Origin of the sequence: Amycolatopsis antarctica (genome assembly GCF_002262875.1) — a bacterium.
In the GTDB taxonomy this organism is placed as follows: Bacteria; Actinomycetota; Actinomycetes; order Mycobacteriales; family Pseudonocardiaceae; genus Amycolatopsis; species Amycolatopsis antarctica.
On sequence record NZ_NKYE01000012.1, the window covers coordinates 176,108 to 188,901 of the forward strand.

Genomic DNA, 12,794 nt, shown 5'->3' on the forward strand with positions numbered 1-12,794 from the left:
ACGAAGTGCGTCACTCCGTGCCGGTGAACAGCAGCTTGTTCGGGGTGCCCGGGCTGGCGTTGGTGATCTTGTCCGGGCTGGCGGCCTCGGTCAGGGCCGTGGCGACCTGCTCCGGAGTGGCCTCCGGGTTGTCGGCCAGGTACAGCGCGGCGGCACCGGCGACGTGCGGCGAAGCCATCGAGGTACCGCTGATGGTGTCGGTCGCGCCGTCGTTCCAGGCCGAGGTGATGTCCACGCCGGGGGCGTAGATGTCGACGACCTCACCGAAGTTGGAGAAGCTGGCCTGGGCGTCGGCGTTGTCGCTGGCCGCGACGGTCAGCGCCTCGGGAACACGGGCCGGGGAGGCGTTGTCCGCGTCCTGGCTCTCGTTACCGGCCGCGACCGCGAAGGTCACACCCTTGGAGATGGCGCCCTGCACCGCGGAGTCCAGCGCCTCGTCCACCGAGCCACCGAGGCTCATGTTGGCGACCGAGGGACCGGAGGCGTTCTCGGCGACGTAGTCGATACCGCCGACGACCTGCTCGGTGGTGCCGGAACCGGCGTCGTCGAGCACCCGCACGCCGACGATCTTGGCGCCCTTGGCGAGACCGTAGGTCTCACCCGCGACGGTGCCCGCCACGTGGGTGCCGTGGCCGTTGCCGTCGGCCGGGTCGGTGTCACCGTCGATGAGGTCCTTGCCGGGCTGGATGCGGCCGGCGAACTCGGGGTGGTCGGCGGTGATGCCGGTGTCGACGATGTAGGCGGTCACGTTCTCCGCCGTGGTGCTGTAGTTGTACTTCTCGTCCAGCGGCAGGTCGCGCTGGTCGACGCGGTCGAGGCCCCAGGTGGCGCCGTCCTGCACGTCGTTGGTCTTGAAGGTGTGGTTCTGCGTGACGAACTTGACGGCGGGGTCGGCGGCCAGCTTCTTGGCCTCCGCCTCGGACGCCTTGACCGAGAAGCCCTCCAGCGCGGAGCCGTAGGTCTGGGTGACCTCGCCACCGGTGGCCTCGACCATCGACTGCGCCTTGCTCGCGACAACGGCCTTGATCTGCTTCTTCGCGTCGACGCTCAGCGCGCTCTTCGCTTCCGCGGAGTCCTTCAGGACCACCGTGTAGCTGTCGGCCACGGAGTTCGGGGTGTTCGCGGCCAGGATCTGGCCTTCCTGCGCCTGGACCGGTCCTGCGAACGCAACGGCGGCAGCGGCGACACCAGCGGTCGCAACACTTGCCACAATTCCGCGACGGAGCTTGCGTGAGTTACCCATCGGGTTCCTTCCTCGTCCTGTCCTTTGCCGTAACCGCGACTCCGTGCCCCCCGGGGTCGTCGCCGGTGTCCCGGCGCTGCCCCGACCCCGGCGGCACGTGCCGAGTCGTTGTTACCTGTGAGTCATCAAGCCAGTAGGCGCAGATGTGGGCAACGATTCACAGTTACCAGTACTGGTCCGTACGGCCCAACTTCGTGCCGACCGTATGGACCATCCACAGCCTCGGCCGGGAGGGACTTGGATGGCCGCCGCACTGCTAATGTCGGTTGACGTCTCCAACCACGAAGTCGACATCTCGGGCGGTCCACGAACCCATGACAGCGGGGAACAGCGCAGATTCGAATACGACCGAAGAACCGGTGCGCGACGCATTCGCCGCTGCATTGCGGTCCGCCATTTCCGACAGTGGACTGAGCCTCGACCGCATTCAGGCGCGACTGCAGTCCCGCGGAATTGCGGTGAGCGTGACCGCGCTGAGCTATTGGCAGTCGGGGAAACGGCAACCCGAACGGCAGAGTTCCATCACCGCCGTCCGTGATCTGGAGCTGATCCTGGACCTGTCGCCGGGGTCGCTGCTCGGCCTGCTCCCCCCGCCGCGTCCCCGGGGCACCTCCTCCCGCCGCAAGCGCGCCACCGGCGGGCAGACGCTCACCTTCCCCCAGGAGGTGCTGCGCGAGCTGCTGGAACGGATCGGCGCCCCCGACGCGCTGGAGCAGCAACAGCAGCTCACCCTGGTGGGCCTGCACGATCGCTGCCACATCGCGGCCGACGGCGGCCAGCGGGCGGTTACCGCGCGGGCGGTCTTCCAGGCAGGCGCCGACGGGCAGGACCGGTGGTTGCTCGTCTACAACCAGGACGACCCGGACGCCGGACCCCCGCAGCTCGAAGCCGCCCGCAACTGCTCGGTAGGCCGGGTGGTGGTCGACGAGGAGCACGGGCTCACGGTGGCCGAGCTCATCTTCGACCGGCCGGTCAACCGTGGCGAGACGCACCTGATCGAATACACGCTGACCAATTCCGGTCCGCCGTACCCGGAGTGCCAGAACACCCACTATCGCGAATTCCGGCGACCCATTCGCGAATATCTCCTGGAAGTACAGTTCGATTCCAGCACGCTGCCGCAGAAATGCTGGGAATTCTCCCGCAAGAGCCCGAACCGACCGGCCGACCGACGCGAACTCACGATAGACAACACCAACGGTGTACACGCCGTCGCCATCGACTTCGGACCGGGTGTGTTCGGTATCGATTGGACGTGAACAACGCCGTGCGGATATCGGAACTTTAGTAGGGACTCGAAATCGGCCGGTTTCACATGCTGGACGCCTGGCCAAGCTCTGAGCGCAGTACCTTGCCCGTCGCGTTGCGCGGCAGCTCGTCCAGGAAGGCCACATCGCGGGGCACCTTGAAGCGGGCCAGGTGCGTGCGCACGTGCTCCCGGACGGCGTCGGCGTCCAGCGAGGAACCCGCCACCAGCACGACGTAGGCCTTCAGCCGCTGGCCGAACTCATCGTCCGGCACGCCCAGCACGGCCGCCTCGACGACCTGCTCGTGTTCCACCAGCAGGTTCTCCACCTCGACCGGGAAGACGTTCTCGCCGCCGGAGACGATCATCTCGTCGTCGCGGCCGTCGATGAACAGCAGCCCCTCGGCGTCGAAGTGGCCGACATCGCCGCTGGAGAGCAGGCCGTCGATCATCTCCTTGTTGCGCCCGTCGGTGTACCCGCCGAAGCTCAGCCCGCTGCCGACGAACACGCGGCCGGTGACTCCGGGCTCGCGGATCGGCCGGTCCTTCTCGTCGTAGAGCACGACGGTGCAGCCCACCGGTGGCCTGCCGACGGTGCCGGGAGCACGTCGCCAGTCCTGCGGGGTCGCCACCGTGGCAACCGCGACCTCGGTGGAGCCGTACAGGTTGTGCACCACGTCGCCGAACACCTCGGTGGCACGGTTGCCCAGGTCGGGGGACAAGGCCGAACCCGCGACGAACACGATGCGCAAGGAGGACGTGTCGTACCGGCCCAGCACCTCCGGCCCCAGGTCGACGATCCGCTGCAGCATGGTGGGCACCAGCACCAGTGCCGTACAGCCGTGCTCGGCGACGCCGCGAACGGTGGCCTCCGGGTCGAACCTGCGGTGCATGACGACGGTGCAGCCGAGCGCGAACGACAGGATGCACTGCGACAGGCCGGTGGCGTGGAAGATCGGCGCGCCCATGAACGTGCATTCACCGGCCCGCAGCGGGATGCGATCGAGGAACTGCGCGGAGTCCAGCACCGAGGTCCTTGGGCGCGGGGCGCCCTTCGGCGTGCCGGTGGTGCCGCTGGTGAGCAGCACGAAACCGCCGGAGCTCGCGGGCGTGGGCACGGGGCGGTCGTCGGTGCTGGCGATCAGTTCCTCCAGCGCCGGGTGCTCCCGGCCGGTCCGCTCACCCTCGGTCCAGGCCAGGTAGCGCTCGACCTCGCCGGGCACGGCCCCGAGCAGGTCGGTGAACTCCTCGTCGAACACGAGTGCGCGGACGCCTTCCCGCTTGGCGACGTCGGCGAGCTGCGGCTTGGCGAAGCCGGTGTTCATCAGCAGCATCCGGGCGCCGAGCTTGCCCGCGGCGAGCATGGCCAGCACCAGGCCGCGGTGGTCCCGGCAGAGCACGGCGATCACCGAGGTGTCGTCGAGGCCACGGGCGGACCAGGCGCGGGCGAGCGCGTTGGAACGGTCGTCGAGCTGCTTGAACGTCAGCGGTCCGAGGTCGTCGACGATGGCCACCGCGCGTCCGTCCCGGCGGGCGGCGGCCTGCACGGCTCCGGTGAACGGGCCGAAGCGGCGCACCGCCCGCACGGAGCGGAGACCGTCGTCCAGCCGGGGAAACGGCACCAGTCCGGCCTGCCACATGATCTCGATGCTGCGGGCGGTCTCGCCCACCTTCCTCGCCAACCCGGACACGATGGGCAGGGACCTCATGGGGCACCTTTCGTCGCTGCGGCGGCCGTCGACGCGCACCCGGCGGCATACCTACCGACGAGTAAACACTGCGCCGACAGTACCGAGGGCGCTGCCGGACCGCACCCCTGCCGTCACCCCTGCCGTCGTCCGGAAGTCTGTCGGAGGTACCCGCCAGAATCAGCGGTGTGCACATCATCGCGGCGCGGGAGTCCGACGGCGGGTACTCGCTGGCCGAGCCCGGTTCGCCGGCCGCCGCGCTGTCCGCGGACGAGTTCGTGGGGCGCGTGCGGGACCTGGAGGCCGCCCACCGTCCGCGCTGGGTGTTCCCGGCCGTCGATTCGCTCTACCCGGAACTGCTGGCGGCAGGGGTGCGCGTCGAGCGCTGTCACGACCTGGCGCTGGCCGAGGGACTGCTGCGGGCCGCCGGGGGCGAGACCGGGCCGAAGGACCTGGCGACGGCGTACGCCAGGGTGCGCGGTCTCGACCCGCCACCGGTGCCCGGCGGGTCGCGGCCCGAGCCCGGCGAGCAGCCCGCGCTGTTCGAGACGGCGGGCTCAGGGCTGCCCGACGGGGTCGGCGTCGCCGAGGCCGCGGCCGCCGTGCTCGCCGCGCAGACCGAGGCGCTGCGCAGCGGCCCGCACCCGGAACGGATGCGGCTGCTCCTCGCCGCCGAGTCGGCCAGCGCGCTCGCCGCCGGCGAGATGTCACACGACGGCCTGCCGTGGCGGGCCGGAGAACACCGCGCACTGCTGACCGGCTTGCTCGGGCCGAGGGTCGCCGCGGGCCAGCGGCCACGCGCACTGGCCGCACTGGCGGGGCGGATCAGCACCGCGTTCGGCGGCAGGCAGGTCAACCCGGACGCTCCGGGGAGCGTGCTCAAGGCGTTCGCCCGTGACGGCGTCGAGTTGGCGTCCACCCGGGCATGGGTGCTGCGCGAGGTCGACCACCCGGCCGTGCGACCGTTGCTGGAGTACAAGGAACTCGCCCGGCTGCACTCGGCGCACGGCTGGGCGTGGCTGGACGAGTGGGTCCACGGCGACCGGTTCCGTCCGGTGTACGTCGTGGGCGGTGTGGTGTCCGGCCGCTGGGCGAGCCGCGGCGGCGCGGCGCTGCAGATCCCGAGAACGCTGCGGGTGTGCGTGCGCGCGGATCCCGGCTGGCGGCTCGTGGTCGCCGACGCCGCACAGTTGGAGCCGCGAGTGCTGGCCGCGCTCTCCGGCGACCGCCGGCTGGCCGAGGTGTCCGGTTCGGCCGACCTCTACGACAGTCTCGCGGAAGCGATGTTCGGCACCGCGGCGCCGCCGCCGGGCGACGGCCGCAGCAACCGCGACCGCGCCAAGATCGGCATGCTCTCGGCCATGTACGGCGGCACGGCCGGGGAGGCGGCGTCCCTGCTCGCCTTGCTGCGCCGTCGTTTCCCGGATGCGGTGTCCTATGTGGAGCATGCGGCGCAGGCGGGGGAACGCGGCGAGCGGGTGGTCTCGCGGCTGGGGCGCACCTCGCCGGATCCGTCCGCGGACTGGCGTGCGCTCACCGGTGGCGCGGACGAGGACGCGGCCGTACAGGGGCGCGCCCGGCAGGCCGCACGCGGCTGGGGCCGGTTCACCCGCAACTTCGTCGTGCAGGCGACCGCGGCGGACTGGACGGCGGTTCTGCTGGCCACCTTGCGGCCACGGCTGCCCTCCCCCGCGCACCTCGTCTTCTTCCAGCACGACGAGGTGATCGTGCACGCACCCGCGGAACTCGCCGAACAGGTCGCCGGACTGATCGAGGCCGCGGTGGCCGAGGTGGCGGCTCTGGTGTTCGGCCCGGCCTGCCCGGTACGGTTCCCGATGCACATCGCGTCCGTCGACCGGTACGCCGACGCGAAGTAGCGATACGCGATTCCCGGCAAGATCGCAAGGAATTGTTTCGGGCAGAAAAGATCGATTTTTCATGACGTGATGACGACGAATACGATATCGATCGCACGAACCGGACCGCATAGCACACCGACCCCGGCCGTCGAGGCGGAACCTCACCGATCGCCCTCGCACCAACGGGATCGAGAGCGATCCGTTACGCGGCGAAGTCAGAATCGAGAAAGAAGCCACGGGTCCATTCGGATCAACGTGTTCGCCCGGAGAGTCGGCGATCATTTGCCGGAAGAACAGGCGAGCGGGAACGCCCTCCGGACAACACCGTCACGGATTCCGGGTGTCGCGACTTCTCGTTGACACCGGGGGGCCCTTGGGAAACAATCTGCGACGGGTCGGCAATTCTCACCGACCCCGTACGCCCATTCGGACTATTCCTGTCCTCGAATGGCGCTGCCTGCGTTCGGTACCCGTTCTCGAAAGGTGGCTGAAGTTGCCTCCGTCCATTGACGCTGCTCCGACCGAGTTGCCTCCGTCGATCGACGCCGCTCCCACGGCCGTACTCGCGTCCCCAGGGGACTCACGGACCGCCGAGTGGGAAAGCCGGGCCGTCCGGTTGTTCGAGCAGCGAATGCTCGACAAGAATGCTCCGTTCCCGTGCATTTTCGGCGTGGACGCCGTCAAGCGCCGCACACTGCGCTACTGTTTCGCGCCCGCCGGGCCGAAGCGGGTGGCCGCACTCGCGGAGGCGCTACGGGAGTTCGCGGGCCAGTGCGTCGAACTGGGCCGCCGGACCTCGCTGGTGGCGTTCTTCGAAACGGACCCGGAGCACCGGGATCTGGCCACCCAGGAACGCGAGTTCTGGGCGCTGCTGGCGGCGCTGGCCGAGGACGACGAGGAGCCGTGGCCCACCGGGATCTCCACCGACACCGAGAGCGCCACCTGGGAATTCTCCTTCGCCGGGGTGCCGTTCTTCGTCGTCGCGAACACCGAGTTCCACCAGGCACGGCGCAGCCGCTACTTCGAGTACTTCACCGTGACCTTCCAGCCCCGCTTCGTCTTCGACGACCTCGCCGAGGAGAGCGTCGCGGGCCGCAACGCCCGCAAGGTGATCCGCGAACGGTTGCGCGCCTACGACGACGTCGCCCCGCACGCCTCGCTCGGCAGCTTCGGCGGCGAGAGCAACCGCGAGTGGGTGCAGTACTTCCTGCCGGACGACGAGAGCGTCGTCCCCCAGCTCACCCGCTGCCCCATCAACCACACGAAGCCCGAGAGGAACGCCATGAGCGGCCCGCGGATCAGCACCAACTCCCCCATCCAGGTCGCCCCGGCGCTGCGTGAGCTGATGCCCGAACAGGGCAGCGTCGAACTCCAGCACGACCAGCCGGGCAAGACCTTCACCTGGCACCGGCACAGCCTCGACGAGCAGCTCCACGTGCTGGAGGGCGGCATGACGCTGTTCTGGGTCGACGCCGACAACGGCTACCACGAGCAGCGGGTCACCGAGGGTGCCCGGATCGACCTGCCCGCCGGCACCGTGCACGGCTCCACCGCGGGAGCCGCCGGATGCCACTACGTCATCAAGCCGGAGGGTGGCCGCACGGCCGTGACAGAGTTCCTCCAGGAAGCGCAGTGGCCGCACCCGCCGGTCTCGGCCGAGGCCGCCAGGTAATCCCGAACGCGACGAATCCGCCGCTGCCCACGGCCCGGCCGTGGGCAGCGGCCTCATGACGGAAGGCCCCACCGCATGTCCGACGCCCCCGCCCCCCAGGTGCAGGATCTCGACCGGCACCTCACGCTCGTGCCCGCGGCCGCGCTGGCCGTGACGACCGTGATCGGCGGCGGAGCGCTGGTGCTGCCCGGCGCGGCGCTGCGCCAGGCCGGATCCAACGCACTGCTGGGCTGGATCCTCGCCGCCCTGATCACCATTCCGCTGATCGCCGTTTTCGCCAGGCTCGGCTCCCGGTACCCGTCGGCTGGCGGGGTCGCCGGTTTCGTGCAGGCCGCGTTCGGCAGGCACAGCGCCGCCGGGGTCGAGGTCGTGCTGATCGGCACCTTCGGCCTCGGCATGCCCGCCATCGCGCTGAGCGGCGGCGGGTACCTGGTTGCCGTGTTCGGCTGGTCCCCTTCGTACGCCTGGATCGGGGCGCTGATCCTGCTCGCACTGGCCACCACGATGCTGCTCAGCGGCGGCCGGGTCTCGTCGAAGGTGCAGACGGTGCTCGCCGCCGCGCTCACCATCGGCCTCGCGGTCGCCGGGATCGTCGGCCTGAGCGGACCGACGGCGGACTTCACCCTCCCCGCGCTGACCGGAGGCACCTGGGAGCAGGCGCTGAGCGTCGTCGGCATCGTGTTCTTCGCGTTCACCGGCTGGGAGATCATCGCCTTCACGACCGCGGAGTACCGCAACCCGCAACGGGACTTCCCCCGCGCGGTCGCGATCAGCTACGTGGTCGTGGTGGGCGTGTACGTGCTGATCGCCGCCGGGGTGCAGGCGACGCTCGATCCGAACGACCCGGCGGCGGAGTCCTCACCGGTGGCGGCCGTCATCCGGGCCGCCGTCTCCCCCACGGCGGCCTCGCTGGTCGCGGTGCTGGGCGTGGTCATCCTCGCCGCGAACCTGATCGGTGCCATGTGGGGCGCGTCCCGGCTGATCTACTCCAGCGCCTCGCACCGGTTGCTGCCCCGGCAGTTGTCCGTGCTGTCCGGGGCGCAGCGGACGCCGTCCGCCGCGATCATCGCCACCTCGGCGCTGTTCCTGGTCGTCATCGGGGTGGCGGCGGCGGGGGTGATGAGCCCGCCCACGATGTTCATGGTGGCCGGGCAGAACTTCTTCCTGCTGTACCTGCTCTCGGCCGTGGTGTTCGTGAAGGTCGCGCAGACCACGGCCGCCCGCGTCGTCGGCGCGGTGGTCGCCGTCGGCCTCACCGCGGTCGTCGTGGCCGGCTTCCAGCCGCTGACGATCCTCTACGCGGTCGCCCTGTTCGCCGTCGGTTTCCTGCTGTCGGTGCGCGGCGCCAGGCGACTGGCGGCGCGTTCGGCCTAGGACACGTCCGGCAGCACGACGCGGGGAAGGGGCGCTCCGGCACACGGCGGAGCGCCCCTTCCCGCGCCCGGATCAGCCGGGTATGCCGGCCCCGCCGCGTGTAGTGGGCGTATAGCGGCGGTGGGCAGGATTTCCCCCACAACAGACGTGAATGGGTACCGATCGACATCGGGACCCGAGACGCGAGGGAGATCCACACGATGCGCACGAAGAACATCGCCAGGGCCGGAACGGTCGCGCTGGCCGTCCTGCTGGCCGGTTCCGCGGGCTCCACCATCGCGACCGCCGAGATCGCCCCGGCCGCGCCCGCCGTCGAGCAGGCGGGCGACCTCTACAGCGAGGTCACCGCCGCGGACGTCGCCGACCCGGCGCTGGCCGACGAGGGAACGAACGCCGCGGGCGACGTCGACGCCATGGGCACCGCCGCCGGCGCGATCAAGTGGTTCTCCTCGCGCAAGGGCAGCACCGAGTACCAGGGCTACTGCGAGCGGGCGGCGCGACTGTCCTGGGACCGCAAGACCCACCACGCCAGCGCCATCGCGCACTGGAACTCCTCCGACGGCGCGAAGCACACCACCGGGACCCCGCCCAAGGGTGCCTTCGTGTTCTGGAACATCAGCGAGTACGGCCACGTCGGTGTCGCGGACGGCAACGGCGGCTTCTGGGCCACCAGCGTCGGTGGCGCGATCGGCCACGCCTCCTCGGTGAACTACTTCAACGCCTACCTCGGCTGGAAGCCCGGCAACAGCAACTGATCCATCCGGCCAGTCACGCCGGTGGTGCCGTCCGGGGCGCGGGGGCGGCCACCGGCGTGACCTCGCCGGCCTGTTCCAGCAGGGCCAGTCCGCTCTCCGCGCCACGACGGTTTCCCGTGCGGCGGAACACTTCCAGTGCCCGCCGCGCGGGACCGCTCGCGTACGACGGCTCCCCGGCGGCGATCATCACCCGGCCGATGCCGAGCAGGGCGTACGCCGTGCAGCGCTCGTCCCGCAGGTCCTGCAGGATCGCCACCGCCTGGCCCAGACAGTCCAGCGCCTCTCCCACCCGGCCGGCCACGCCGTGCAGGCCGCCGAGTTCGGTGAGTACCTTCGCCTCCCGGTGCGGATCGGCGAGCTCCCTGGCCAGTGCCAGCGCCCGGCCGAGCCAGTCGGCGGCCGCCGCCGAGTCGCCGAGCTGCGCGTGCGCCATACCGATCGAACTGCGCAACTGCGCCTCACCACCACGATCGCCGACGTCCACCAGCGCCGCGAACGACGCCTGGTAGTGGCGCAGCGCCTGGGCGGGTTGGTCGCGGACCCGGGCGACGGTGCCCAGTCCGGCGAGGGCGTATCCCTCGCCGCGGCGCTCGCCCAGCCCGGCGTACCCGGCACGGGCGGCAGCCATCCGGCTCCGCGCCTCGGCGTACTCGTCGCGGTACAGGTGCACCTGCCCCAGCCCGCGCAGCAGGGTCGCCTCGCCGAGACCGTTGCCCGTCTCCCGCACGGCGCCGAGCGCGCGCTCGTGACCGACCTGCCAGTCCTCGTAGTGGCTGCGCAGGTCGAAGAACGGCACGCACACCGCGGTGAGCTGCCAGGCGAGCTCGTCGAATCCGGCGTCCACGGCCAGGTCCACCGCCGTCGTCAGGCTGCGCCGTTCGGCGGCGAACCAGCGCAGCGGGGACGCGAGCAGCCGGGCCGCGACCGGTTCCGGAAGCCGCCAGGACGACGGGCAGGTACCGGCGAACGCGCCGAACGCCATCGGCAGGCCCTCGGCCGCCATCCCGGCGAGGTGCCGCCACCCGGACAGCGCACGCCCCAGCGCCGCCCGCCGCCGCGCGGCGGGCAACTCCCCGTCCAGCACCTCGGCGGCGTAGTCGCGCAGCAGTTCGTGCACGCGGTACCGCGGCTGACCGTTGACGTCGGTTCCGCGCAGTGCCACCAGGTTCGCGTCCACCAGCGCGTCCAGTGCCTCGTCCGCGTCCGGCGTGTCCAGCAGCGCCTGCACCACCCAGCCGGGGAACTCCTGGGCACCGAGGAGCGCGAACAGGCCGAAAGCGCGCACCGCGGGCGGCGGGAGCTGGCGCAGGCTCAGCTCGAAACTCGACCGGACGCCCAGCTCGCCGATCCGCAGTTCGTTCAGCCTGCGGGAGCCGTCGGCCAGACGGTCGTGCAGCACGCGCAGTGTCCACGCCTTGCGCCCGGCCAGCCGCGCCCCGGCGATCCGGATGGCCAGCGGCACGTACCCGCAGGACCGGACGATCGCCGCCGCCTCCTCGGGCTCGGCGGCCACCCGTTCGGCGCCGGCGATCCGGGCGAGCAGCTCCCCCGCCTCCCGGGCACCGAACGCGGGCAGTTCGAGTTGGTGCGCCCCCGGCAGTTCCGGCAGGAAGCGGCGGCTGGTGACCAGGACCGCGCAGCGTCCGCTCGCCGGGAGCAACGCCTGCACCTGCGAGCCGGAGGCGGCGTCGTCGAGCACGACCAGCATCCGGCGATCGGCCAGCCGGGACCGGAACAGCGCCGTGCGGGCCGCGACCCCGGCCGGCAGGGCGGCACCGGTGACGCCGAGCGCGTGCAGGAAGTCCCCGAGCACCGCGGCCGGGTCCCTCGGCGTATCCGTGGTGCCGGTGAGGTCGACGTAGAGCTGGCCGTCGTCGAACTCGCCGCGCAGCAAATGGGCCACGTGCACGGCGAGGGTCGTCTTGCCGGTGCCGGGGGAACCCACCACGACCGTCACCGCCGGCGCGCTCGCGGCGTCCCGTCCGCGCAGCACGGTCCGCAACTCCGCGATCTGTTCGGTCCGCCCGGTGAAATCCGGTGCGCCCGGTGGCAACTGGCACAACGGGAACGCCGGCTCGGCCCACACCCCGGCGTCCACCACCGGCTCGGCGGGCGGGGGGTCACCGCCGAGGATCGCGAGCTGCGCCGCCCGCAGCCCCTCGCCCGGCTCCACGCCCAGCTCGGTGACCAGCCGCTCGCGCGCGTCGGCGTACACGGCGAGGGCGTCGGCCCGCCTGCCACCGCGTTCCAGCGCCAGCATGAGCAGCTCCCACAGGCGTTCCCGGTAGGGCGTCTCGGCCAGCAGCACCCGCAGTTCGGCCACGGCGGCGTCGTGCTCGCCGAGACGTACCTGCAGCGCGAGGCGTTCCTCGACGGCGGCCAGCCTGCCCTCGGTGATCCGGGCGAGATCCGGCCCCCAGGCGGGCACGGCGGGCAGGTCCTCCAGCGGGTCGCCGCGCCACCAGGCCTCCGCGCGGCCGAGTGTCGCCAGTGCCGCGGCGGGGTCGGCGTCCTCCCTGGCCCCCGCCACCAGCAGGCCGACAACGCCGAGGTCGCTCTCGTGCGGTCGCACGCGGAGGGTGTAGCCGGTGCCGTGCGTGGCCAGCCGCGGCTCGGCACCCGAGGCGGGAGGCAGCGCCTTGCGCAGCTTCCACACGTAGGTCTGCAGGTTCGCCGCCGCCGAGGGGGGCGGTCCGGCGGGCCACAGCACCGCGGCGAGCTGCTCGGCCGGGACCAGCCGGTTGGCGTGCAGCAACAGGTGCGCCAGCAGCAGGCGGGCCTTGGTGCCGCCGATCGCGACCGCCCGGCCACCCGAGCGGACGTCGAGCGGGCCGAGCAGCCGGAAGATCACCTCGTCCTCGGCGTCCTCGGCGTCCTCGGCATCGTCGGGGGCTGGCGGCACGCGGAGAGGCTACCCGGGCAGGCGGGCGGCCGAGCCCGTTTCCGTCAACTGGCGG

At 71.6% G+C, this 12,794-nt stretch carries 8 protein-coding genes; 5 read left to right on the forward strand and 3 right to left on the reverse strand.

What is annotated here, in order from left to right; genetic code table 11:
• Positions 1 to 10: 10 nt before the first annotated feature.
• Positions 11 to 1,243: a S8 family peptidase gene (locus CFN78_RS19445; protein ID WP_094864265.1), complete on the reverse strand. Its 1,233-nt coding sequence runs from the start codon at positions 1,241 to 1,243 to the stop codon at positions 11 to 13.
• A 314-nt stretch (positions 1,244 to 1,557) separates the two neighbouring features.
• Between CFN78_RS19445 and CFN78_RS19450 the strand changes: the two genes are divergently transcribed.
• Positions 1,558 to 2,502, forward strand: coding sequence for a hypothetical protein (locus tag CFN78_RS19450; protein WP_094864266.1), 945 nt, complete (start codon positions 1,558 to 1,560; stop codon positions 2,500 to 2,502).
• A gap of 52 nt (positions 2,503 to 2,554) precedes the next feature.
• Here the strand turns inward: CFN78_RS19450 and CFN78_RS19455 are convergent, their stop codons facing one another.
• On the reverse strand, positions 2,555 to 4,198 hold the full coding sequence (locus CFN78_RS19455) for an acyl-CoA synthetase (RefSeq protein ID WP_094864267.1): 1,644 nt from the start codon (positions 4,196 to 4,198) through the stop codon (positions 2,555 to 2,557).
• Between the two features lie 167 nt (positions 4,199 to 4,365).
• Here CFN78_RS19455 and CFN78_RS19460 point away from each other — a divergent pair, with 167 nt between their 5' ends.
• The 4 genes from CFN78_RS19460 (at position 4,366) to CFN78_RS19475 (ending at position 9,837) form a co-directional block, all read left to right on the forward strand.
• Positions 4,366 to 6,054 (forward strand): bifunctional 3'-5' exonuclease/DNA polymerase, encoded by a 1,689-nt coding sequence (locus CFN78_RS19460; RefSeq protein WP_094864268.1) that lies wholly within the window; start codon positions 4,366 to 4,368, stop codon positions 6,052 to 6,054.
• A gap of 475 nt (positions 6,055 to 6,529) precedes the next feature.
• Positions 6,530 to 7,708, forward strand: coding sequence for a YqcI/YcgG family protein (locus tag CFN78_RS29565; protein ID WP_205660574.1), 1,179 nt, complete (start codon positions 6,530 to 6,532; stop codon positions 7,706 to 7,708).
• 75 nt (positions 7,709 to 7,783) lie between these two features.
• Positions 7,784 to 9,082 (forward strand): APC family permease, encoded by a 1,299-nt coding sequence (locus CFN78_RS19470; RefSeq protein WP_094864270.1) that lies wholly within the window; start codon positions 7,784 to 7,786, stop codon positions 9,080 to 9,082.
• 200 nt (positions 9,083 to 9,282) lie between these two features.
• Complete coding sequence (locus CFN78_RS19475; RefSeq protein WP_240519550.1) at positions 9,283 to 9,837, forward strand: hypothetical protein; 555 nt, start codon at positions 9,283 to 9,285, stop codon at positions 9,835 to 9,837.
• Between the two features lie 13 nt (positions 9,838 to 9,850).
• On the opposite strand, the gene CFN78_RS19480 is transcribed toward CFN78_RS19475, so the two are convergent.
• Positions 9,851 to 12,739 carry an AfsR/SARP family transcriptional regulator gene (locus tag CFN78_RS19480; RefSeq protein WP_240519551.1) on the reverse strand — a complete coding sequence of 963 codons (2,889 nt, stop codon included), beginning with the start codon at positions 12,737 to 12,739 and terminating at the stop codon, positions 9,851 to 9,853.
• Between the last annotated feature and the right edge of the window lie 55 nt (positions 12,740 to 12,794).

Coding starts and splice junctions, on each gene's coding strand:
- CFN78_RS19445 (WP_094864265.1), bottom strand. CDS start 1,243: ATGGGTAACTCACGCAAGCTCCGTCGCGGAATTGTGGCAAGTGTTGCG.
- CFN78_RS19450 (WP_094864266.1), top strand. CDS start 1,558: ATGACAGCGGGGAACAGCGCAGATTCGAATACGACCGAAGAACCGGTG.
- CFN78_RS19455 (WP_094864267.1), bottom strand. CDS start 4,198: ATGAGGTCCCTGCCCATCGTGTCCGGGTTGGCGAGGAAGGTGGGCGAG.
- CFN78_RS19470 (WP_094864270.1), top strand. CDS start 7,784: ATGTCCGACGCCCCCGCCCCCCAGGTGCAGGATCTCGACCGGCACCTC.
- CFN78_RS19475 (WP_240519550.1), top strand. CDS start 9,283: ATGCGCACGAAGAACATCGCCAGGGCCGGAACGGTCGCGCTGGCCGTC.